Here is a 23,751-nt window from a genome sequence, read left to right on the forward strand (position 1 = left end):
TATTGCGGTTTTTATTTGCTTGTTTCTCTGGATATCAGATTTAGGCGCTTGCCATTGCTCTAGATCTATCTCTCACCAAACGCATGACTCACGTTGGTGTAAATTGGTTTCCATAAGTATTGGAAGACTGTTTTTTCACCGGTTGTGATATTTGCTTCACCTGTCATACCTGGGATGATTCTAAAGCGAGCAGGGTCGTCGCCAAAGTAGCCTTTATCCAGTTCTACAATGACATCGTAATAGATTTCGCCACGTTGAGTTTGGCTGGTGGTAGGGGATATTTCAGAGACTTTGCCCTGTAGCGCGCCAAAACGGCTGTAGTCAAATGCATCTACTTTGACTCGCGCCGCCTGTCCTACTGAGACAAAACCGACATCACGAGGTGATAGCTTCGCTTTGAAAGAAGAGGTACCGTCTATCGGAACAATTTCAACCACAGTACCGCCAGGTTTGATTACGCCACCATTACGAGTTGTAGGTAGGCTTTGAACTAACCCTTTTACCGGCGAGGTCACCAGCGTATTTTCGACTTTGGCTCTTCCTGAACGTAAACGTGCATAAAGTGCTGATAACTCAGACACGGCTTTGGCACGCTCTTTACTGACTTCAAGTTTTCCAGTGGCTTTTAGCTGTTCTTCTTTACTTTTGTTCGACTCAGCTTGTTTGATCAGTACCGCTTTTTTGGATTTTGATTGCTCGTATTCACTTTCTAATGCGGCAATTTTTTGGCGCATTTCTAAAACACGAACCTGAGAAATATTACCAGTTTTCTGCCCTTTTAGCAGGATGTCTAATTCTTTTTGTGAAGATTCAAGTTGTCGCACTTCAGCAGGTAACTGACTAATTACCCCTTTAAGCTCTTCATCAATTCGCTCACTTTCTTTTTGTAAAACGATGCGTTTTTTCAAAAATAGCGATCTCGCCGCTTTTAATTGTGCACGCTGCTCTGCCACAACATCCGGATAGTCTTTTTCATATTGAGAAAAATCAGGTTCTCGCTCTTCAATAAATGCGGTTTTACGTTCAATTCTCAAACGCAAAGTCGCTTCTTTTGAATGTAACTCTTCTAGAGCCGTGGTCTGGAAGGTTGCGTCGAATTCAACGATAGGGTCGCCAACATTCACTAACTGTCCACGTTTAACGAAAATATGTTTTAGCTTACCACCCAACTCACTTTGTATTACCTGGCGCTCACCTTCTGGAATGACTGCACCCTTGGCTTTTGCTATTTCATCGACTTTAGTAAACACCGTCCAGCCAATAAAAAGAATGATACACGCACCAATAAGTAAGCTACTTGTGGTGAGTAGGCGACGGGTAATACGAGACTCAATCACTTCCACTGATGAATTATTCATGCTTATCCCTCGATGACTTGAGTAGGTTGATCGGGTTGAATTTGTTGTTCAGTTTCATCTGGAATAGGCCCTGCATAGCTGACATTCCCTGCATTTAGCACAACCACCTGATCCGAGAGTTTAATCAGCTCTGTATCATGAGAAGTAAATATAATGGTGCTTTTACCTCTATTCGCTGTGAGCCACTGAATGAACTTTTGTTTCGCTTTGTTGCTAGTTACCGGATTATCCAATAGAACGAGCGGATACTGGTTACACAGCAATTTTGTTTGCGTGAGCAAGGTGGCTTCATAGTCAGAAAATGGATGTGACATAGACTCAATTTGGTTTAAGTGAGTTTGTAACCCGTCAGGTAAACTGTTCACCCAGCTTAAAGCCCCTTTTTGCTTCAGTATCGCTTCAATAGTTTCTACCGGAACTTCATGTCCATCGGAGATAAATTCTTGAATCGTAATTGGCACCATCTCAGGCAGATCGGAATAATAGCCAAACCACTGTCTAAGCAGTTGTGGGTCGTATTGCGATAAATTAATGCCGTTGAGCTTGATTACACCATTTTGAGCAGGAATTAATCCAGCAATAACCTCTAACAAAGAGGTTTTCCCCGAAGCCATAGGGCCTGTGATCGCAATTACTTGTCCTGCTTCTGCTTTGAAGCTAACGCCCGATAAGGCTGGTTTTAACTGATTGGCAAAACGTAACGTAACCAATTCGAGTTCAACACTCGGCGCTTTGTCAGTAAGCTGATGATGTTGATAAGAAAAGTCACCTTCTGCTTTATGATTAATGGATTGGTTAATTTGCTGTTTGGCTTGCTCCATGTGATGCAGACGCGAGTAACTATTGGCGAGCATTTGTGCCGGGCTTGTGACTCGAGAAATTAACATCATAGTGGCGATTAGGCCACCGGCGGTTAATACATGCCCAAATATCAGCCCAATACCTAAACCAATGACCGCCAACGTACTTAGTAGACTGATGGCGTAATAGATAGAAGTGTACTTAGCCTGATGGTTAAGATGACTAAAACTATTTTTAGAGGCTAGGGTATTGGCCTTTTCAAAACGAGACATCCAATGCGGCAGAATATCGCTTGAACGCAGATAGTTCAGCTTGCCATTTAGCTCGTACAAAAGAGAAAAGCGCGATGTACCCGATATAGTCACTTGATTGCTCAGTAATCGCTGTTGTCTTTGACTGCGTTTTGCCAGTAACCAGTACAGTGCCAGCGTTATGATTGGCACAATCACTAGCCAACCTCCGAGCATGCCAATAGCCACAATAAAAATAATCACGAACGGAAGGTCAAATAAAGCGCCGCCTAATGGGCCTTGCGCAACGCTTTTAAGGCTTTCTGCGGTAGTGATACGGCTCATTAAGGTTGAAGAGCCTGCCATTCGAGTCAGATTTAGCTGACTAAATAGAATTTTACGTAATACTGATTCGGAAACTTCACGACTGATACGATTGGAAATGGTAGTCAGTAGTTGGCTACGAATCACCTTCAATAACAGCATCATGGAAAAGAGCAAGATAGCGCCAACTGAAATGCCGACCACTTCGTGCCCTGCATCACCACCGATGACATGGTCATAAACCGACATGGTGATAAATGGTATGGACAGTGCAAACAGGTTAGCAATAAAGCTAACCAGCAACAGTTTTGGAATGAGCGGTTTAAAATTGCTTAACTTACTGGCAAGCCAATCGACTTCGTTTCTTTCTTGGGGCTGACCATGAATAAGAATAACAACGTCGTTTATTGAATGATTGACTGTGGCAGGGACAAGCTCACCATCTTGATATTCTGTATATCCAGTTAAGCCATAGCGACACACTGTGCCAGAGTCTGCGTTGACTCGGATAGCCACTAAATGATCGATAGATTTCAGTTTGCGATTTGCCGGATGAACACTGTAAGGAACCATTAAACGGTCGAGCAGGGTAAAAATATCCTCGGCATCGTACATTGGATTACTTTGTATCCACTGGTTAGCAAAGTTCTGTACGCCTGATTCGACTTTGATAATAGAGAGAACATCTAATACGGAATCTGAATAGCTTTGATTCATTGTGCGTCCCCAATTGCCTGAATTTTAATTTGTTGTGAAGTCAGATTAACCAGTACTTCGCTTTCGGTGTTTATCACAAAAGCACGACCTTGAGACAAATAGTACTTAATGACATCACTGAGTCTGTTTAGAGATTCAATATCAAGATCTCTTTCTGGCTGATCTAACACCACAATCGGGGTCTCTTTAGCCAGTTGAGCAACAAGAGCCACAAGTTTGGTTGCGCCTCGGCTAAGGCTTGCGCCAATGTTATAGCCAACCTTAGTTTCCATGCCATCGGCTAAATCAGAGATAACGCGGTTTAAGCCAAGCGCGCCGACCAGTAAATTGGCTTCTTCTAATCGGTCATTATTAAACCCACAAATATTATCTATTAAAGAGCCAGAAATAAGTTGTGGATTAATGGGTACGAAACTTACTTGATGACGCCAAGAAAATTGGTCACTACTAAAAGGCGTATCGTTCCAAGTGAAATCACCAGATACGGTTGGCTCTAAGCCTGCAAATACTGAAATTGCGTTACTGCTGAGATCGTAATCTTCATGGTGTAGGGTTACGGCTTCGCCTTTGCTTAGCTGTAATGAATAGCGAAATTGTTCGTTGAAACGTTTAAAAACGACCTGAGTGGCATCAAGGCGTTCAAATTCATCAAATGCAAGATGATCATCGGTCGGGTTTTTCAGCTCTTTCAATAAGTCAGTAACCGATTCATTGGCAATTAAAAATGAGCTGTAACGCAGACGCAGGCCCATCAATGCGCTCAAAGGTGCTACGGCTCGACCTGACAAGATTGAACAAGCGGCGAGGCCACCAGAGGTGAGGTCGCCAGCTAACACGCTTAAACTGCCGATCAATACCACAGCAACGGATGTGCCCATTGCGGCGATTTGAATCAACTCTTGCGCAATGGCGACTTTGCGTTCAGATTCTGCCATGGATAAATAACGTTTTTCGTTAAGATGACGAAAGTAAGCATAAGCTTTTGATTCGAAGGCGTGCTTCTTAACTCCGCAAAAGAAAGAAAATACCAGAATGAGGAAGTTCATACGGCTCTGTTCAAACAAAGACGCTTCTTTGGAGTGGCTACTGGATTTTTGAGTAAAAAGCCAAACAAAAGCAAAAGTTATCGCCCAAACCACAATAGGGATGAAGACCAATTCCCCACCCACATAGTAAATAAGCGCTAAGAAAATAATAGCGAATGGGACGTCGATAAGCCCGCTAATGAAACCGCCAGAATAAAAGTCTTTAATTAAGCTAATGCCCTTCAAACTCTCTTGCAGAATGCCAGGTTTTAGGTGTTTCAATTGCGCAGAGGTTGCTCTATTTAAGTGCTGAATGATTACTTGGTAGGTTGAGTGTTCGGTGTTGACAGCAGCAGCCCCTAACATCCAAGTTCGGACATAACGTAAAAAGGCGTCTAAACCGATAGCAATGGCAGAGCCCCCTAGTAAAAGGAAAGCCGTACCGTAACTTTGGTTGGGCAAAATTCGGTCATAGATCTGCAGAATCACAAGAGGGATAACCAGTGATAAGAGATTAATGAGTAACGAAGAGGGAAGAACACGAAGTATAGTAGTCCGCTTGGACGTCTGACTATTTAATACATTGTTCATTACGAGTTTTTGTCCTGTTTAGGCAATTTTAACGAAACCTATATGAAGTACATTTAATAAATGTAATAGGTGATCCTATAATTTTCCATAACCAATTGTTTTTATGGTCATTTAGATTGCATATTTGGCATCTAGTGTAATAGCTTAGTTTTAAAGGAAAAAATTAACTATATTGTGAAAAATGAGAAACATTGGCCTTATCAAAAGGTTCGCCTAATTCTATTTGAGTATTCATTGGTGTTGTCGCAAGGGTCACGTGCATTGCTCTATGGTATTCTTCTATTTATCGTCTACTACCGTTTCAAGATGCAGTGAATTCTACTTTGTAGCATTTTGAAACATATTAATTATATTGGATATTTCTGTGACAGTACATAAAGAATTTTTTGCAAGCTTTTCACAACTCACCCCTGAGCTTTGGGCCAAGCTGTATAACGATATCAGTGAATTTCGTCAGTTATTCAATTTGCCAATCAATACTGGTATAGAAAGTGAAAAACTGTGTCATCTGCATTCAAACTTGATGATTGAAGAGCTAACGGAATTAGCGCGAGCCACGAATAAAGAAGATCAAGCGGATGCCATCACCGATACCGTGTACGTTGCGGTGGGTCGTGCGGTGCATGCCGGACATCAAGCGTTGCGCGATACTACGATTGCTCGCCAAGTTGATGTATTGCTAAACGTGGCAAAAACGTTACAAATTCCTTTTGAGCAATGTTGGGATGCTGTGCATGCCAGCAATATGAGTAAAGCGGCGTTAAATGAGCAACAAGCGAAAGAGACGGTAGCTGTGTATGCGGATAAGGGCGTAAGTGCGGATTATCAGTTAAAAAATGGTAAATATATCGTGTTTTGTAATAAAGACTCTGTTGCCAATGACGGAATCGTTATTAAAGAAGGTAAGATATTGAAAAACAAATACTATCAAGCCGTAGATTTGAGCTTTGTAGGCTAGTTCTGATCACTTCACTTACTTAGTGTGATTGGTATTATTCGCCTCATTTAAATCGAATATTGAATGTTCGTTTTAAATGAGGCGTTGTTAATCACGATCTAGCTAGTCGTGATTAACAGATAAGCTTTTGATTTTCTCGCTTAGATTCGTCTCTAGCTCGTCCAACCAAGCATAGCGTTTTGTGTATAGACGACGTTTAGTTTTCTTGAGTTCAGACGGATCTTTACGCTCTGGATTAGCTGGGATCAGGTAGCGATATTTATCGGCTTTTTCTGCGCCGTATTCTGCCCACAACTCATCATAATCAAATGTCACAGATTTACTTTTAGAGCCTTTATAACGTAAGGCTTGGTAAATGTGTCCGCGATTTGATACGCCCACAAATTTGTTGATGCCCAAAGACTTACCAAACATTAACGCCACTTCAACCATTAACGCTTTTGGTCGTAGACCGTGGAATGAGCGAGTTAAGGTTTTGATGACTTGGTTTCTATCTTCAATTTTCTCACTTGGTCCTTTTAGCGCCCCAACATGTAAAGTTGGTTCAGGATCAGTTGATAGATTGAACGTAATAGAATAAATGGTTTGGTTTAAATCGTTGATTAAGCGCAAGCCCAATGAACCTTCACGCATCTCACCATCAAACAAAATCAGAGTAAATTGATTGCCTTTAGAATCGGTTAGGTCAACCAGAGGTAAACCTTTACCGAAGACTTGATTAATCTCAGTATTGAACGTGGAGTTAAGCAAATCAAAGTGCTGCTCAATCAACTTCATTCGTTCATTAACCGGTAAATCAACAAACAGATACGGCTTTAATGCCTTTTCAATTAATCGCGGCTTTTGTTCAATCGCACTACGGAACACATCGTTGTTATTTGATAGTGATTCGATACGAGTGTAAGTGGCGTGATACATCTTACTTAGTACGTAAAATCGAGCTTGAAGCCAAATGTGTTTGAGTTTTTTATCTGAAGAAGAATGCAAGGATGCCAGCTCCATGTTAACTGTGATGCGAATTTATGTCTTAGCGTAAGAGATAAAGATTTTTGCGTGAGCAGTTGTTGCGATGGGTGTGTATCACAATAGACTGCAATCAGTGGCATTAAATGTAACAACACAATGGTATGATTTATAGGAAACTTGCTGAGAAGTAATTATTCGTTTTTGAGTGTAATTGCTGAGTGGCTTAGTGGTGAATAGTTTAGCTAAGGCTCCAACATGAGTAGAGAAAAAGTAGGAACCTTAATTATTTCAATCTATTAGATAGCAAACTGCTGCTGCATCTTTTCTATAAAATCATCTAGCTGGCTTTCCTGTAGTGCGTTAATGCCCGCCGCAGCCTTTCTGCCACCACCGCTTGGAAATTGACTGCAAAGCTCATCTGCCCCTTCACGACGATTCAACGGGCTTCGTACGCTTACGGTATAAGTTTCTTGCTCTGGGTTTGCTGTAATTACCGCGATGGCTTGGTCTGGGTATTGATTGGCAAGCCAGTTGCCAAAGGTGCCGCTGATGCGTCTTGCCCATGCTTGGTTTGGCAATAGATACACCGCAATGTGCGAGCTGCTATGGTAATGCTCGATGCTTTGTACTTGCGCCCAATCTGAATCAAAGCCTTCTTTTAGTTGATAGAAGACGCTGCTTTTATCGTTTTGCAGGGCTAAAGGAGAGGGATAAGAATAGAGCTTTTGATACAAGGTTTGCGGATGAAAGTGCAAATCTTGGATGCTGTGACCGTAACCATTGTAATTAATTAAAGTGCCAAGCTGATTTAAAAACTCAATCTCATCATCGGTCAGTCCATGCTGCTGGCCTAGTGCGGTCGCTTGAGTAATCAGATTATCACCAAAAGCGCCGGTACAGGCCCATAAATATTGAGCGCCGCTCAGGTATTGATTGATCAGAAGGCTAGTGCAAGTCTCGGGAGAGGTATCTATTTGCGTGGTTAAATACGTCGACTCTGGTATAGCGCCCGTCCTGTGGTGATCGCAGTAAAAAGTTGCAATATCGCGTTCGAGTAGCGATTGTAGGGCGGCTTGGTTTTTCTCCATCGAGATATCCAGTACACACACAGAATCGATGTTTTCCGAGTGGATGATGCTTTGCAATAATTGAATATCGCGCTTTACGCCAGTGATCAGTTGTCCATCCATTGGCGTTGTTTTACGCAATTGTAGCAGGGCGCAAATACCATCGGCATCGCCATTAAAAACGTCAAAATGTGCTACTGAGCTAGACATAACCGTGATCTCGTAAATATTGAACGACTTGCTCGGCAGTTTGCTCTATAGAGAATTGGTCGGTTTTAAGGTGCACTTCTGGCGCGATAGGCGCTTCGTAATCTGATGTGATCCCAGTAAAGTGTTTTATTTCGCCACTGCGCGCTTTTTTGTACAAGCCTTTTGGATCGCGCGCTTCACATACGGCTAAGGGCGTATCCACGAACACCTCGATAAAATCCCCTTCTGGTAATAGTGCGCGAACCTGTTCTCTATCTTGAATAAACGGAGAAATAAATGCGGTCAGTACCAGAGTGCCAGAATCGACAAACAGCTTCGCCACCTCGCCAATGCGTCGGATATTTTCAACTCTATCGTGATCGGAAAAGCCCAGATCGCGGTTTAAACCATGTCGAACATTATCACCATCAAGAAGATAGCTGTGCATTGCCAGTTGATTGAGTTTCACTTCTACGGCATTGGCAATAGTGGATTTACCCGAGCCACTTAACCCAGTAAACCAAAGCACTGCCGACTTATGCTTTTTTAGCGCTTGTCGCTGACTTGCCGATACTGAGGCTTGATGCCACACAATATTTTCCGTTGTCATAGTAAAAAGTTACTCCTTGTCGTGGTGCAGATGGTTCACAAGAACCATCTTACAAGCCAAAAAAATGTTCGATAGCAAAAATAGCGGTAAAGCTGTAAATAATGCTGATTGGCGCGCCTATTTTTACAAAATCTGAGAGCTTATATTGACCTGCGTTAAACACCATTAAGTTGGTTTGGTATCCATACGGGCTAATAAAGCTAGCACTGGCGCCAAAAGCCACCGCCATGACAAACGCAATCGGGTTGGCATTTAAGCTCAGCGCCAGCGAATAAGCGATAGGGAAGGTCACCGCCGCCGCCGCATTATTAGTCACCAATTCAGTCAGTAGCAGCGTTGAAATAAATACAATAATTAGCGCCACATGCGGGCTTAATGTCAGGTTATTACTGACTAATATGGTGTCTAAATACTGAAATAAGCCACTGTTTTGTATCGCAAATGACATCACAATCGCTGAGGTGATGATAAGCCAAATATGATAAGGAAAGCGCTGAGTGACATCATTTAAAGTGAGCACGCCAAAGCATAATAGAGCGCCAAACAGCAGCAACATGGCTTTGAACAGAGAGACAATGCCGATTGATGCGCACACTAACGCAATCACGAAGCTACATAAGGTGGCTTTTTCGCCTAGCCCTTTAAGTTTATTTTCCACTTCAATATCGCTAAGCAAAATAAAGTGTTTTTCAAAAGCGGGCGCAAGCGAAGGCGGCTCACCGGCGGTAAGCACCAGATAGTCTCCGGCTTTCAGTTTGACTTCACCTAACTTGCCGGATAATCGCACGCCGTTGCGCTTAATCGCGACCACGCCTGCGTTAAATTGTTGGCGGAAATTACACTCTTTTAGAGAGCGGTTCACCAAGTTACTCTGTGGTAATAAAATAGCTTCAACAAAGCTTTTTGAAGCCAATCCTTCTTTTTCGGCAAAAATTTCCAACCCATTGTAATGGGTCAACTGCGAGACTTTGGATACATCGCCGTTAAAAAATAGACGATCGTTCGCTTCTAGCACTTCGGTAGGGGAGACAGGGCTGATAATACTGCCTTGTCGCTCCATCTCAATTAAAAACAAAGACTCCATATGACGCAGACCGTTTTGATTGATGTCTTTGCCAATTAAGCTTGAACCATTAGAGACGCTCGCTTCAATAAAATAGCTGTCGCTAACTGGGGTATCAGTTTCATTGTTGGGTAAAAAGCGCAGCAATAGCGTGAGCATTAAGCCACAAGCGACCACCACACATAACCCGACCGCAGTGAAGTCAAAGAAGGAGAGCGGGGGTAAATCGGTATCGAGTAATAAGCTATTGACGATCAAATTGGTGGAGGTGCCAATTAAGGTCAATGTTCCGCCTAATATGGCGGCATAAGAAAGAGGTAATAACAGCTTAGTCGCGCTGTGGTGAGGGTTGTTGCGTATTGGCGATAATAGGCTTGAAACTACGGCTGTGTTATTAAGAAACGCTGAGAAAACAACAGTAAAGCCAAATAGGCGAGCGAATGTCTCGCCATAGCTTGGGCGTATTACGAACTGTGCCATAATTCGTAATACGCGCGTTTTTTCCAGAGCAATAGAGCACAGCATTAGCAGAATCAGGGTTAATAACCCTTCATTGGAGCCAGCATTAATGACTTGTTCATTGGTGACAAGATTCAATGAAAACAAGGTCAATAATGCCAGACCAAACACCCGTGCTGGGTGTTTCTGAAAACGAATTAAAGCAACAATTGTGGTCACAAAAACCAGCAATACAACGCCGCTTTGAAGGCTCGTGCTCATGGGTTATGCCTTACCGAGTAGGTCTTTTGCATCCCAATGCGGGAAGTGCTTACGAACTAACTGGTTTAGCTCAAGTTCAAACTCAGAATAAGCATGAGTGGCTTTTTGTTGATTCTCTAGTGCGCCTTGCACCATACCGGCACCAACTGTTGCGTTGGTAAAGCGGTCAATGATGATGAACGCACCCGTAATACGGTTATTGTCGTAAGAATCAAAAATCACTTTTTCGTTAAAGTCTAAGTGACACTGACCAATCTCATTCAGATTTAGCTGAGTCGCCGGCAGTTTTTGCATGCTGTTTACGTCAACACGGTGAGCAATTTTTGATACTTGCCCTGTCACGGTTTTAGTACCGATTTTGATCAGATATTCGCGATTTAACTGCAACGCATCTTCGTTCATCCAAACGATATTACAATCTAGCGCATTACTGTGATGAGGCTGTTGATCAGGGCGCACTAATACGTCGCCGCGACTGATATCCACTTCATCTTCTAGGGTTAGGGTAATGGCTTGCCCTGCAAATGAAGAAGTCAGATCGCCATCAAAGGTAACAATCGACTTCACTTTGCTTTCTTTGCCCGATGGCAATACTTGAATGCGATCGCCTACGCGAATCTCACCGGACACCACCGTGCCACAAAAACCACGGAAATCGAGGTTAGGGCGGTTAACGTATTGCACAGGGAAGCGGAATTCGCCTTCAATTTTACCTTTGTTGGTTTGCGCAGAGTTAAGTAGACGCATCAAGGTAGAACCTGGATACCAACCCATATTTTTACTTGGGAATACCACGTTATCGCCATGCAGTGCAGAGACAGGCACAAACTGGATGCTGTCAAAATTTAGCGCCTTGGCAAACTCACGATATTCTTTTTTGATCTCTTGATAACGTTGCTGGCTGTATTCAACGGTATCCATTTTGTTTACCGCAATAATGGCGTGTTTAATGCCCAGCAGTGAACAAATGAATGAGTGACGGCGAGTTTGAGTTTGTACGCCGTGACGTGCATCAATTAGGATAATCGCCAAATCAGAGGTAGAAGCACCGGTCGCCATGTTGCGCGTGTACTGCTCATGTCCAGGAGTATCCGCAATGATGAATTTACGTTGGTCTGTAGTGAAGTAACGGTACGCGACATCAATGGTGATGCCTTGTTCACGTTCAGACTGCAAACCATCAACCAGTAAGGCTAAATCGAATTCTTGGTCAGTGGTGTTGTATTTTTTTGAGTCTTTTTGAATCGCAGATAACTGGTCTTCAAAAATCAGCTGATTGTCGTATAGCAAGCGACCGATCAAGGTTGATTTACCATCATCGACACTGCCACAGGTGATAAAGCGCAACAGATCTTTGTTTTCGTGTTGTTTTAGGTACTCTTCCACATCGTATGAAAGTAGATTTGAAATTGTGTTCATCGGTAATCCTTGTCAAATATTTCCGTTTTTGGCTTACGCTATGTAGCTGGCTTACGTGTTATCGAAATGGGGCTTAGAAATAGCCTTCCATCTTCTTCTTCTCCATCGAACCGGAGGAGTCGTTATCAATTACGCGCCCTTGTCGTTCGGAAGTCGCCGTGAGCAACATTTCTTGGATAATTTCAGGAAGTGTTTCAGCTTTTGATTCGATAGCACCAGTAAGCGGGTAACAGCCTAAGGTACGGAAACGGACTTTTTTCATTTGCGGAGTTTCGCCCGGTTCTAACGGCATACGTTCGTCATCAACCATGATCAGTGTGCCGTCACGTTCCACAACAGGACGCTCTTTAGCAAAATACAGCGGAACCATGTCGATGTTTTCTAAGTAGATGTATTGCCAGATATCCAGTTCAGTCCAGTTTGATAGTGGGAATACACGGATGCTTTCGCCTTTATCTACGCGAGCGTTATAGATTTGCCAAAGTTCAGGACGTTGGTTTTTAGGGTCCCAACGATGATTTTGATCTCGGAAAGAATACACACGCTCTTTAGCGCGAGATTTCTCTTCATCACGACGAGCACCACCGAAAGCAGCGTCAAAGCCATGTTCATTAAGTGCTTGCTTTAGACCTTCTGTTTTCATGATGTCAGTGTGCTTAGCACTGCCATGAGTGAAAGGGCTAATGTCCATATCTAAACCACGTTGGTTTTTATGCACAATCAGATCAAGCTCGTATTTTTCTGCAAGCTCATCACGAAATTCAATCATCTGCTTGAATTTCCAGTTGGTATCGACATGTAAAAGCGGGAATGGCACTCGAGCTGGATAAAAGGCTTTTCGTGCAAGATGAAGTAATACAGAAGAATCTTTACCAATAGAGTAAAGCATTACTGGGTTTTCAAACTCAGCAGTCACCTCGCGGATGATCTGAATTGATTCAGCTTCAAGGGCTTTTAAGTGGGTAAGTCGAGCGGTATCCATAATAGATGTCTATCCCTGTTATTAAGATGTGATAGCAAGCTAACAACAATCTATAGCTTTGGCTCATAACTAAGCTATCTAAGATAGGCAGAGAAGGACTAAGGGAAAATCCTCTGATGTGATTGTGTTGGTAATATTTATATTTATCAATGGTTTATGTGTTATTTGTTGTCGTAGAAATAATCTTTTAAATACCCATAGGTTTAAAGCATAAAAAGAACATACTTATAACTAAAATGAATATGTCGGAGTTTTAATAACATTCGCTCTGCAGAGTCTTGGTTGTAAAAAATAACCGAGCTCACAGGTGCTCGGTTATTTTGTGTTTAATCTGCCTGTTTAACAGTCAGGTTTGGCTTAAGGATTGAGCTGCCAATTAAAAGCGTCACTATGAGGTTTGGATTGGTTACTGAGCACAGCATTGAGTAGCGTTTTTGCTTGCTGTGCGCTTAACGGTGACGTTTTTGTCGCATCACTAAACGAATCACTGAGCAATTGTTGCCAGAGTTTGGTCGCTTCTTTATCCAACTTTTCATTAAATGTGCGGTTACCTGCGATCTTATAAAGATGGTCTACAGCCTCGGTAAAGTGCTGTTTTTCAATGGCGCAGTGATAGTGTTTAATCTCTGATTGAATGTCAGTTTTTACCGGTGATTTTGCTAAAGGCTCTGCTGTCGAGCGACGTGTGTATCGAGCGATTATCGCGGCGCTAATGATAGCGATAATGACAAGCACAAGGATAAGTTTGCCGTATTCAGAGAAAAACTGAGCAAGTACTTCACTGCTGTTATTTTGCGTAAGCACGGCACTGCTATCACCAATTTGTAGCTGCATAGGCTCTGTAGTCAGGCTTTGCAGTTGATTGGACTTGGTATCCCACCATTTTATTGTTTGCGGCGGTATGACAAGTTTACCGGCTTGTTGAAACACCACAGTGACATCTTGGGTTAATACGGCGGTATTTCGTTTACTTAAACGATCAAACACATTCTCTTTTGCGGGCGGCTTGCTATATGCCTCTACGCCTGAAATATCGGGCATTACCAAATCAGGCAGTAGCATCATGTGTGAATTTTTTACTTTTAATTGATAGGTTAACACGACCGCATCGCCTACCGCGTATGGGTCCGAATCACTGTTAGGCGTATCGGTGGATAAGCGAAAAGTGGCGGCTGTGCCTGTTATAAAGTCAGTAACACCTTTTAGTGCAGCAGGCATTGCAACGTTAAAAGTGGCTTCTTTTGATGTGATGCTACCGGTTAATTGGGCATCACTACTCTCGCCATTTTTAAGCGACACATCGACCTTAAAGCTTGGTATGGTGAATTGCCCCTTAGTGAGAGGATAAATATAGAGCTTGGCCGTTTGTGTGTACCATTTTTCACCAGCTATGGTTTTTACTGAGCGAGCGATTTTCTGTTCGTCTTTTATTACAACCGCGTTCGCAATATCAAAATAGGGCACCACCATTTCATTTTCAAACGGCTGACGACTGCTGAGTATGACGTTTGCCAATACTTGTTGTTTAGGGGCAAGATTGTCATTTTCATGAGCGATTTCCACCGACAAGGTCAAAGTGTTGTCGTCGATAAATGCTTGAACATCATTGGCGTATGACGAGCCAGTTGCGATTAGAAGCGTTAGTGCCAATACCCATAATCGCCATTTGCTCATGGAGCTTTGAAAAGTGAGATTATTCGTTTTCATTGGCAAATTCCTGTTGAAACTTTTGGCGTAAGAATTTTGATGGATCTTGACGAACCTGCTTTAACCAAACTTGATTGGAAAGCTCAGTGGGCTTACCTAGCGTGGCTTCTTCATCGCTGGTGGCTATGCTCCTGTCATCAATTTTCTTGTCTCCTTCTTGCTTCTCTAAAGGGGCGTTTTTTTGCTTGTCGATGGCTGCGTTTATGATTTCGATATTCTGCTTCATTTCAGCTTGCAGTGAAGGTTCGGTACTTTTTGCCATATATAGCGCAGTGTAGAGCGCTTTTGCTTGCTCAAACTGATTTGAATAGGCCAATGCGTTGGCCATTAAGTATCGAGCTCTATCATCATTAGTCTCTTGTAATAGGGTCAGGACACTTTGAAAATCTCCCGCAAGATAAGCGCTATGAGCTTTCCAAGCAGGGGATTCAAACGAGGCTTGAGCCTGCGCGTAATCACCTTGTTTAAAATGCACATAACCTTGCTGATCTTTAGTCAGCCAAAAGTTCATAAATTGATTGGGCGATAGCACTCCCCACGCTGTTACACAAAGGGCGAGTAGCAGTAAGTATTGCCAGTATGCTCTGCTTTTTAGCCAGCCTAGACTCATGCTTGTTGTTTTAGTTGTCACTACACTTACCATTGCAAAGTCCACCCTTTTCTAAACCACATTAGTTGGATAGGTAACAGTAAAAATAACAGCGGATAACCTGAATCTACCCAAGGCTGTGCTTTGTCATTCACCGCAAACAGGTTACTTTGAATATCTTGATACACTTGCTCAACGTCTGTTGAGTCGTGGGTAAATAGGGTCATTGAACCGTGCCCCGACTTAGCTAACGCATCTAAGTTTTGGATTTGAGTGTCAGATAAACCTTGAGCACCCTCGCGTCCACTTTCTGGATTTTCTCCCATCGCCCATATCAAGACTTGATGCGATAGTGATGCAAATTCTTGCTGCATTTTTTCTATCGCTTGTGGGTCGGTTTTATCGGTGACAATTAGCACAGTCGACGGCACTTTGGATTCTTTAAGCAAAGCCACGATAGGCTTAATAACCGATTCGGGTTTACTTTGATTATCAGGCAATAAGCTAGGATCAAGTGCGTCTAAAAAATAACGAAAGAGCTCTCTGTCCTTAGTGACGGGCATAGCAATATGCGCACTGCCGCCGTAAACCACTAAGCCAGTTTTAGCATCACCTCTTAGATCTGCTAACTGAGAGATCTTTTGTTTAGCGCGTTCCAGTCGAGAGGGCTGAATGTCGGTGTTAGACATAGACTCCGACACATCAAGGGCCACAATCAATTCCGCATTATCTTCAAAAAAGGGTGACGCTTGTGTTTTCCATGTCGGGCCCGCCATCACCAATGTTGATAATATGGAAAAGAGTAAGAACAGCTTAATTGGCGTCATCCAAGTGCGGCTTTGCTTGTTTAGGGTCAGCTGCTCAATGATGTTTTTCGACATCACCGATTGCCACTGAGTCACTAAATCGTCTTGTTTTGCCATTGAGCGTTGTATCGCCACTAAGGGAATTAACGCCAGTAACCACCATGGTCGAATAAAATGGAAATTGCTGAGATTCTCGAAAAGTCCCCAGTCAAATAAACTATTCATTTGGCCCCTCTTTTACTTGGCTAAGAAGCGCTTTTTGGCGCTGGTTAGTGTGGAGTTTTTTACTAAACACCCATAGCGCGGCCAGTAAATTAAATAAAAAGCTGACGCCAAATGCCCAATGATGCAGGCTGTGACGAGGTCGGTGTGTTAACAACTCAAACTCTTGTTGTTCTAGCTCGTCAATGGCTTGGTATGCTTGATCAAGCTCGGCGCGATTCATGGCATGGAACATTTGACCACCGGTTACCGCAGAGACTTTTTCTAGGGTAGGGAGATCCATTTTGTAACGCCCTTCAGTGCTAGGGTCGCCAATGGCGATGGTGTAAATCTTCACGCCATATTTGGCCGCTATTTCTGCAGCTTTAACGGGAGGCATTTTAGAACTGGTATCGTCCCCGTCGGTTAATAGAATCATCACTCTTTGGCGACTGTTCTCTTGTTCGAATACCGCAATGGAGAGTCCGATAGCATCGCCAAAGGCGGTCTGAAATCCCGCGTAGCCAAGCTCGACACTGTTTAATAGTGCCAACCAAGTATCGATATCTTCAGTAAACGGCGCTTGAACGTAGGCGGCGTCGGCAAACAAAATAAGGCCCAATCGGTCGTGTTCACGACGCTTGGCAAAATCGGCAAGCACTTGCTTAGCAACGTATAAACGGTCATGTGTTGTGCCTTGTTCATCGGTAAAGTCTTTTTCTGACATCGAACCGGATAAATCTAAAGCGACCATAATTTCTCGCGCCGATTTCTTTTGCTCTATTGGCTCGCCCACCCACATAGGTTTGGCTATTGCGATTATCAAACTCAGGTAGCTGATAATAACCAGCGTCCACTGCACCTTGTTACGATGCAATAAGGTGGCGCTGTGTGAAGGCTTGTCGTCAGATACTGAAACTAAGCGTTCAAAGAAAGGCACTTGCAGTGCACTTTTAGATTCTTTGTACGCCGGCAAAAAGCGATAAACCAGCAATGGCAATACTACAAGCAGCAATGCCAATGGATATTCAAATTCAATCATGACTCACCTCGTGATGTTTGATCCAATGCGCTGTTTGGGCAATCAGATTGTGCGCGGTGTTCTCATTGATAGAGGCGTTAGGCGCATACGAAAGCGTGGCTAATAAGCCGCTTAATTGCGACGAAAATTGGCTATCTTTGCATTGCTCATCGAGCCATTTTTCCCATTCATTGCCCAGCAAAGGTGAGACTTGATGGCGTGGATACGCATTAAGCGCTGTTCTGCGTAGCAGTTGCGGAATCAGGCGCAGTCTGTCTTTATCTAAAGATTGCAGCTCAAGCAATGCCATACGACGATACGCATTAGCTTGGTATTGACGATATGCCTTAAACCCACGATAGATAAGCCAGATGGCAATGATGAGCAGTACAAGATACCAACCCGGCGCATTCGGTATCCATGAAATAGGCGTAGGGAGGCTTGGCTCGCCAAGCCCTGATAGCATCGCATTCATGCTGGCGGGTTTTAATGTTTCGGTTGTGCCATTCATACTAGGCTCCAAGGGCTTTTCGCAGCTGTTGATCCGCTGGCTGAAGCGTATTAATTTCAATCACCGGAATGCGGTATTTCTTCGCCATATGTGCAAAATTTTCTAGCGCTTGAGTGACGTCATTAGCAAAGCGTTCTTTTGTTTGGGCTTGGTTATGGGTGACGGCCAGTTGCAGGTTGCCGTCAGTGAGCACCATTTTGTCCAGCTTTGCTAGGTTATGTTCTAACGGGTCGGTGACATGGCACAGCACTACATCGTTGTGCTTACAGAGCGTTTTGATTTGCTCTTCGCTTTGCTCACGATAGCCGTAACCATCGGTAATTAAGATGATTAACGCATCGTGTTTAACCAAGCGTTTGGCTTGATGAAATAATTGAGCAAATGAATTGCCTTGAGAATCTTTTGCTTTACCTACGCTGAGCTGCTGATTTTTAATCACTATCTCATTTAAGATCTTTAATACGTGATTGGCACTGCGTTGCGGAGCTATTGGCACTGCGGTGGTGTCGTTATAAATGATGGCACCCACGCGATCGGTTGAGTCCGTCACTTTCCATGCAATAAGAGCTGCAATTTCGGCGGCGATAACCGATTTCATCTTTCCGGTACTTCCAAAAAACATATTGGTTCTTTGGTCAACAAGTAGGTAAACATTACGCTCACGTTCTTCCGAGAAAATCTTTACATGTGGCTTGCCGGTACGCATGGTGACCTTCCAATCCATAGTGCGGATATCATCCCCAATCTGGTAATGACGCATCTCTTCAAAGTTTAAACCTCGGCCACGCAGCTTGGATACGTGACGCCCAGTTAATAGACTGTTGACAGGTTGCGGTGGTAAAAAATCAAAGCCTGTGGCTTTGTATTTCATGAGGCGCAACGACTTTAAATCGGTATAGATTTGTGGGTCGAGTTGCGATGTTTTTTGCTTGATAGGATTGGAGTTCGCCATACCGTGCTCTCTTACGCGACTGCGACTTGAGATAAGATTTCGTCAATCACTCGATCTGAACTTACGCCTTCGGCCAATGCATCATAGGAAAGGATAAGACGATGTCGAAGTACGCCGTGTACCACTTGCCTGACGTCATCAGGGTCAACAAAGTCTTTACCTTTTAACCACGCCATAGCGCGCGCGCATTTGTCTAGCGCTATGGTTGCCCTTGGGCTTGAACCTACTGCAATCCAGTTTGCCAGTCCAGAATCTGGGTATTTCTCGGGCTGACGGGTAGCGATAATGATCGACACTAAGTATTTCAATACCGCATCACTGCAATAGATCTGTTGAATTTCTTCTCGCGCGGCAAAAATGCAAGCGGGATCAATCGGCTCTGGCTTATATGACGAAGGCTTTTCTTCTCCGCGCACCATCTTGATAATTTGTTCTTCTGCATCCGCGTCTGGATAGTCCAAATTGATTTTCATTATGAAGCGATCCATCTGTGCTTCTGGAAGCGGGTAAGTCCCTTCTTGCTCTACTGGGTTTTGGGTGGCAAGGACCATAAACAAATCAGGCAACTGGTAAGTTTTGCCGGCTACGGTGATTTGACGCTCTTCCATTGCCTCTAGTAACGCCGCTTGCACCTTAGCGGGAGAGCGGTTGATTTCATCGGCAAGCAGTAAATTATTAAACACTGGGCCAGGTTGAAAGGTGAGGGTAGGTTTACCATCGACATCCTGATACACCTCTGTGCCGGTCACGTCAGATGGAAGCAGATCAGGTGTAAATTGAACTCGACCTAGGTCAACGGATAAAGCAGAAGCCAATGCTTTTATCGAACGAGTCTTAGCCGTTCCAGGTAGCCCCTCAAGCAAAACGTTGCCGTTGGTCAGTAGCGCGACCAACAAGGTATCGACCATATGTTGTTGTCCGATGACCGATTGCTCCATCTGCTTCTTAAGTTGCATTACTGATTCTAAATTAGAATTCATGTCGTCACTCTCTAGCTGTTATAACGTGAATAAATACAATTAGTTAAAGATAGTTTGTAATTGAGGAAATAGCGGAACATTTTTATTTTAAAAAGTGTGTCTTTATTTCAACGCTTATAAATATAGAGACTATTATTTGTTATGTAATATGCTTTTGGCGGATATCACATATGAATCAAAGTCAATAGCTTTGCAGGGACCAATCATTAAACTGTGAAACGTGAAAGGCACAAATCAAGTCAATTTCTAAGGGAAGCATTCGTTGGTTTGAAGTGTTCAATTTAAATGACAAATATAGGAAACCCATCATGAAAAAACTGGCTCTAAGTATTGCTCTAGGTCTTAACATTGTTGCACTACCAACGTTTGCGGCTACTGAAGTAGCGACCCTTACTGACTTCTTTAGTGATAAAGGCGAAGTGACCACTGAAAAGAACTATGCAATCTACGAAACAGCGCGACAGTATCTGAAAGTTCAAGAAAAGGTGGGCGTGAATAACTTTGAACATAAGCGCGTTCTCACTCCGACCGATCAACAACCCGTAGTGCGAATGAACCGAGATACATACTATTCGATGGCCGTTGTTAACGTTTCACAGGGGGCAACGATTACGCTTCCAGAAATTCCAGAAGGCAAATACATGTCTATGGAAGTGATTACAGAAGATCACCGCATTCAAGCAATGCAATACGGTTCGGGTACTTTTGATCTTTCTACTCATGCTGGCGACCATGTGTATGTGATTGTTCGTACCGATGCGACATTCACCGAAGATGAAGTGCATGCGATTCAAGATAAAATGACCATTGACGCAAAAGCGAGCGCAGAATTTAAGGCGCCACAAGTACAAAAAGGCCCTTTTGAAAAGGTAGAAAAAGAGCTGAAAGCAGAGATGCCAACCATATTAAAACGAGATGGTGCTCAGGCAACTGCAGGTATGTTTACCGATCCGCAAGATGAATCCAAAGAACTATTTACAGAAGAGAAGTATGCGGTAGGTGCTGCAATTGGTTGGGGCGGGGCGCAACTGCAAGATAATATTTATGAAGTATCAGGTAACTTCCCAGCAGATACTTGTCACCAAGCGACTTTTGAAGACCCAGAAAATCAGGCGTTTTGGTCAGTAACTGTATATAACAAACAAGGCTTTATGTTTAACGATGTGGCAAATGTCAGCTCGAATACGGCGACTAAAAATGCCGATGGTACTTATACTGTGAGCTTCGGTTGTGGCGATGATGCGCCAAACAATATCGCGACTAAGAACGACTCTGGCGTATTTAACCTAGCGTTCCGTCACTATATGCCAAGCCAAAAGATGCGCGATGGCTTCCGAGTATTGCCTTTAGTTAAAGCGGTTAACTAAGTAGAAAAAAAGCACTAGTTTTACATCATTAGTCTATAAATCGGAGTGTTTGTGAATTCAAAGCCCCGTTTCTTATTGAAGCGGGGCTTTGTTAGGTATTGCATGAAGCGTTCTTATTTATTTATCTACTTATTTACGACGTTACCAAGCTTCAACCATGTATCGATAACCGTATCTGGGTTTAGTGAAACAGAGCTGATGCCTTGTTCCATTAACCACTTCGCTAGGTCGTCATGATCAGATGGGCCTTGGCCACAAATACCTACGTATTTACCTGCTTTGGTTGCTGCATCGATCGCCATTTTCAGCATCGCTTTCACAGCAGGGTCACGCTCATCGAATAGGTGTGCCACATCACCGGAATCTCGGTCTAGGCCAAGTGTCAGTTGTGTCATGTCGTTTGAACCGATAGAGAAGCCATCAAAGTACTTCAAGAACTCGTCAGCCAAGATTGCATTCGATGGTAGCTCACACATCATGATAACTTTTAGACCTTGCTCGCCACGGCGAAGGTCATACTTAGCCAGAATGTCAATAACCGACGCTGCTTCGCTTGGAGTGCGAACGAATGGAATCATGATTTCAACGTTTTTAAGCCCCATTTCGTTACGAACGCGTTTGATCGCTTGAGTCTCTAGCTCGAAGCAGTCTTCGAATACCGGTGAGATGTAACGAGATGCGCCACGGAAGCCCAGCATTGGGTTCTCTTCATGCGGTTCAAACGTTTTACCGCCGACTAGGTTGCTATACTCGTTCGACTTAAAGTCAGACATACGTACGATTACACGCTTAGGCCAGAACGCAGATGCGATAGTCGCGATGCCTTCTGTCAGTTTGCTTACGTAAAAATCGATTGGATCTTTGTAGCCGCGGATACGTTCGCTGATTTCTGCTTTTAGCTCGTCAGTTTGGGCATCGAAGTTCAATAGGGCTTTCGGGTGAATACCGATCATCTTGTTGATGATGAATTCAAGGCGAGCTAGGCCAACACCTTCGTTGGGGATTTGTGCGAAATCGAAAGCGCGATCTGGGTTACCCACGTTCATCATTACCTTGGCGGGTAGCATGGGTAGCTCATCAACCTCAGAACGTTTGATTTCAAAGTCAAGTTCGCCGTTGTAAACGTAGCCTGTTTCGCCTTCTGAACATGACACTGTTACGGTATCGCCATTGTTTAGGCTGCTTGTTGCGGTACCACAACCAACAATCGCAGGGATACCAAGCTCGCGAGCAATGATTGCAGCGTGACAAGTACGGCCGCCACGGTTAGTGACAATAGCAGACGCTTTTTTCATCACAGGTTCCCAGTCTGGGTCTGTCATGTCTGTAACCAGTACGTCGCCTTCTTGTACCAGTGACATTTGCTCTAGAGAGTCAACCAAACGAACTGGGCCTGAGCCGATACGTTGACCGATAGCACGGCCTTCAACTAAGACATCCGCCTTGTTGTTTAGCTCGTAACGCTCGATAACGTTTTGGTCGCTTTGAGAACATACCGTCTCTGGTCGAGCTTGAACAATGTATAGCTTACCGTCGATACCATCTTTAGCCCACTCAATGTCCATCGGACGTTGGTAGTGCTTCTCAATGATCATCGCTTGTTTTGCCAGTTCTTTGATCTCTTCATCGTTCAGTGAGAACTCGTTACGCTCTTGCGTGTCGGTATCGATGATATCAACTTGCTTGCCAATCTCTTGGTTGCTTGAGTAGATCATCTTGATCAGCTTAGAACCAAACGTTTTCTTAACGATTGGGTAGTGACCGGCTTCTAGCATAGGTTTGTGAACGTAGAATTCATCTGGGTTCACCGCGCCTTGTACAACCATTTCGCCGAGACCCCAAGAAGAAGTGATGAACACGACTTGGTCGAAGCCAGACTCAGTATCTAGCGTAAACATCACGCCTGAAGAGGCTTTGTCTGAACGAACCATGCGTTGAATACCCGCAGACAGTGAAATGCCACGGTGGTCAAAGCCTTGGTGTACGCGGTAAGAGATAGCACGGTCGTTAAACAGTGACGCGTAAACGTGCTTGGTTGCTTCTAGCACCGCGTCGATGCCTTTCACGTTAAGGAAGGTCTCTTGCTGGCCGGCGAATGAAGCATCTGGAAGGTCTTCTGCGGTTGCAGATGAACGCACAGCTACAGACAATTCTTGGTTGCCTTCAATTAGCTCGCGGTAGTTATCACGGATGTCTTGTTCTAGTGATTCTGGGAAAGGTGCATCTAGAACCCATTGTCGAATCGTTGCACCTGTCTTACGCAGTGCGTCAACGTCTTCAACATCAAGTTCATCAAGTAGTTGATGAATGCGCTCATCGAGACCTTTGTAGTCAAGAAAGTCGTTAAACGCATACGAAGTGGTAGCAAAACCATTAGGAACAGAAACTCCGGCATTGGACAGGTTAGAAACCATCTCGCCCAGTGAAGCGTTCTTACCGCCGACTTTGTCGACATCTTCCATGGATAGGCCATTGAACCATAGAGTATTATTTTGCATTTATTTCTCCAGAAACATAGCAAGCATTGTAGGGATTTAAAGGCAAACGATTACGTATCAGTTTAAAAAAATGTAAATTATTTTTTAAAGCTGTGGGGG

19 protein-coding genes are annotated in these 23,751 nt (G+C 43.7%); 2 read left to right on the forward strand and 17 right to left on the reverse strand.

From position 1 onward, the window contains the following. Positions 1 to 65 precede the first annotated feature (65 nt). From OCU38_RS14485 to OCU38_RS14495, 3 genes are read right to left on the reverse strand one after another with little or no spacing between them, the layout of a single operon-like run. Positions 66 to 1,358, reverse strand: coding sequence for an HlyD family type I secretion periplasmic adaptor subunit (locus tag OCU38_RS14485; RefSeq protein WP_261824905.1), 1,293 nt, complete (start codon positions 1,356 to 1,358; stop codon positions 66 to 68). A gap of 2 nt (positions 1,359 to 1,360) precedes the next feature. Next, the gene (locus tag OCU38_RS14490; RefSeq protein WP_261824906.1) at positions 1,361 to 3,430 is read right to left on the reverse strand and encodes an ABC transporter transmembrane domain-containing protein; all 2,070 of its coding nucleotides are present in this window, start codon (positions 3,428 to 3,430) and stop codon (positions 1,361 to 1,363) included. Further along, positions 3,427 to 4,944 carry an ATP-binding cassette domain-containing protein gene (locus OCU38_RS14495; RefSeq protein ID WP_261824907.1) on the reverse strand — a complete coding sequence of 506 codons (1,518 nt, stop codon included), beginning with the start codon at positions 4,942 to 4,944 and terminating at the stop codon, positions 3,427 to 3,429. The genes OCU38_RS14490 and OCU38_RS14495 overlap by 4 nt, the downstream gene beginning before the upstream one ends. 466 nt (positions 4,945 to 5,410) lie before the next feature. Between OCU38_RS14495 and OCU38_RS14500 the strand changes: the two genes are divergently transcribed. Beyond that, on the forward strand, positions 5,411 to 6,004 hold the full coding sequence (locus OCU38_RS14500) for a nucleoside triphosphate pyrophosphohydrolase family protein (protein WP_261824908.1): 594 nt from the start codon (positions 5,411 to 5,413) through the stop codon (positions 6,002 to 6,004). A gap of 102 nt (positions 6,005 to 6,106) precedes the next feature. Here the strand turns inward: OCU38_RS14500 and OCU38_RS14505 are convergent, their stop codons facing one another. The 13 genes from OCU38_RS14505 to OCU38_RS14565 all read right to left on the reverse strand — a co-directional run bounded on the left by OCU38_RS14505 (position 6,107) and on the right by OCU38_RS14565 (position 19,787). Beyond that, a complete protein-coding gene (locus tag OCU38_RS14505; protein WP_253912531.1) occupies positions 6,107 to 6,991 on the reverse strand; it encodes a VirK/YbjX family protein in 885 nt (294 codons plus the stop codon). A gap of 275 nt (positions 6,992 to 7,266) precedes the next feature. Beyond that, the gene (locus OCU38_RS14510; protein WP_261824909.1) at positions 7,267 to 8,247 is read right to left on the reverse strand and encodes a DHH family phosphoesterase; all 981 of its coding nucleotides are present in this window, start codon (positions 8,245 to 8,247) and stop codon (positions 7,267 to 7,269) included. Then, a complete protein-coding gene (gene cysC, locus OCU38_RS14515; protein ID WP_021713593.1) occupies positions 8,240 to 8,836 on the reverse strand; it encodes an adenylyl-sulfate kinase in 597 nt (198 codons plus the stop codon). The genes OCU38_RS14510 and cysC overlap by 8 nt, the downstream gene beginning before the upstream one ends. Positions 8,837 to 8,885: 49 nt before the next feature. Continuing rightward, entirely contained in the window at positions 8,886 to 10,619 is a 1,734-nt protein-coding gene (locus tag OCU38_RS14520) for an SLC13 family permease (protein ID WP_261824910.1), read from the reverse strand. 3 nt (positions 10,620 to 10,622) lie between these two features. Beyond that, positions 10,623 to 12,038 (reverse strand): sulfate adenylyltransferase subunit CysN, encoded by a 1,416-nt coding sequence (cysN, locus tag OCU38_RS14525; RefSeq protein ID WP_152820071.1) that lies wholly within the window; start codon positions 12,036 to 12,038, stop codon positions 10,623 to 10,625. Positions 12,039 to 12,111: 73 nt separating this feature from the next. Continuing rightward, the gene (gene cysD / locus OCU38_RS14530) at positions 12,112 to 13,020 is read right to left on the reverse strand and encodes a sulfate adenylyltransferase subunit CysD (protein ID WP_021713596.1); all 909 of its coding nucleotides are present in this window, start codon (positions 13,018 to 13,020) and stop codon (positions 12,112 to 12,114) included. 357 nt (positions 13,021 to 13,377) lie between these two features. Next, the gene (locus tag OCU38_RS14535) at positions 13,378 to 14,727 is read right to left on the reverse strand and encodes a BatD family protein (RefSeq protein WP_261824911.1); all 1,350 of its coding nucleotides are present in this window, start codon (positions 14,725 to 14,727) and stop codon (positions 13,378 to 13,380) included. Beyond that, positions 14,714 to 15,358, reverse strand: coding sequence for a hypothetical protein (locus OCU38_RS14540; protein ID WP_261824912.1), 645 nt, complete (start codon positions 15,356 to 15,358; stop codon positions 14,714 to 14,716). Before OCU38_RS14540 ends, OCU38_RS14535 begins: the two co-directional genes overlap by 14 nt. A 5-nt stretch (positions 15,359 to 15,363) precedes the next feature. Further along, positions 15,364 to 16,347, reverse strand: coding sequence for a VWA domain-containing protein (locus OCU38_RS14545; RefSeq protein WP_261824913.1), 984 nt, complete (start codon positions 16,345 to 16,347; stop codon positions 15,364 to 15,366). Continuing rightward, the gene (locus OCU38_RS14550) at positions 16,340 to 17,365 is read right to left on the reverse strand and encodes a vWA domain-containing protein (RefSeq protein WP_261824914.1); all 1,026 of its coding nucleotides are present in this window, start codon (positions 17,363 to 17,365) and stop codon (positions 16,340 to 16,342) included. Before OCU38_RS14550 ends, OCU38_RS14545 begins: the two co-directional genes overlap by 8 nt. Next, positions 17,358 to 17,855 carry a DUF4381 domain-containing protein gene (locus OCU38_RS14555; RefSeq protein ID WP_261824915.1) on the reverse strand — a complete coding sequence of 166 codons (498 nt, stop codon included), beginning with the start codon at positions 17,853 to 17,855 and terminating at the stop codon, positions 17,358 to 17,360. Before OCU38_RS14555 ends, OCU38_RS14550 begins: the two co-directional genes overlap by 8 nt. A 1-nt stretch (position 17,856) precedes the next feature. Continuing rightward, on the reverse strand, positions 17,857 to 18,807 hold the full coding sequence (locus tag OCU38_RS14560; RefSeq protein ID WP_261824916.1) for a DUF58 domain-containing protein: 951 nt from the start codon (positions 18,805 to 18,807) through the stop codon (positions 17,857 to 17,859). A gap of 11 nt (positions 18,808 to 18,818) precedes the next feature. After that, positions 18,819 to 19,787 carry an AAA family ATPase gene (locus tag OCU38_RS14565; RefSeq protein WP_261824917.1) on the reverse strand — a complete coding sequence of 323 codons (969 nt, stop codon included), beginning with the start codon at positions 19,785 to 19,787 and terminating at the stop codon, positions 18,819 to 18,821. 308 nt (positions 19,788 to 20,095) lie between these two features. On the opposite strand from OCU38_RS14565, the gene OCU38_RS14570 reads away from it, so the two are divergent. Further along, on the forward strand, positions 20,096 to 21,154 hold the full coding sequence (locus OCU38_RS14570) for a DUF1254 domain-containing protein (RefSeq protein WP_261824918.1): 1,059 nt from the start codon (positions 20,096 to 20,098) through the stop codon (positions 21,152 to 21,154). Between the two features lie 125 nt (positions 21,155 to 21,279). On the opposite strand, the gene ppsA is transcribed toward OCU38_RS14570, so the two are convergent. Further along, on the reverse strand, positions 21,280 to 23,652 hold the full coding sequence (ppsA, locus tag OCU38_RS14575; protein WP_261824919.1) for a phosphoenolpyruvate synthase: 2,373 nt from the start codon (positions 23,650 to 23,652) through the stop codon (positions 21,280 to 21,282). Between the last annotated feature and the right edge of the window lie 99 nt (positions 23,653 to 23,751).

The organism is Vibrio neonatus (genome assembly GCF_024346975.1).
GTDB lineage: Bacteria > Pseudomonadota > Gammaproteobacteria > Enterobacterales > Vibrionaceae > Vibrio > Vibrio neonatus.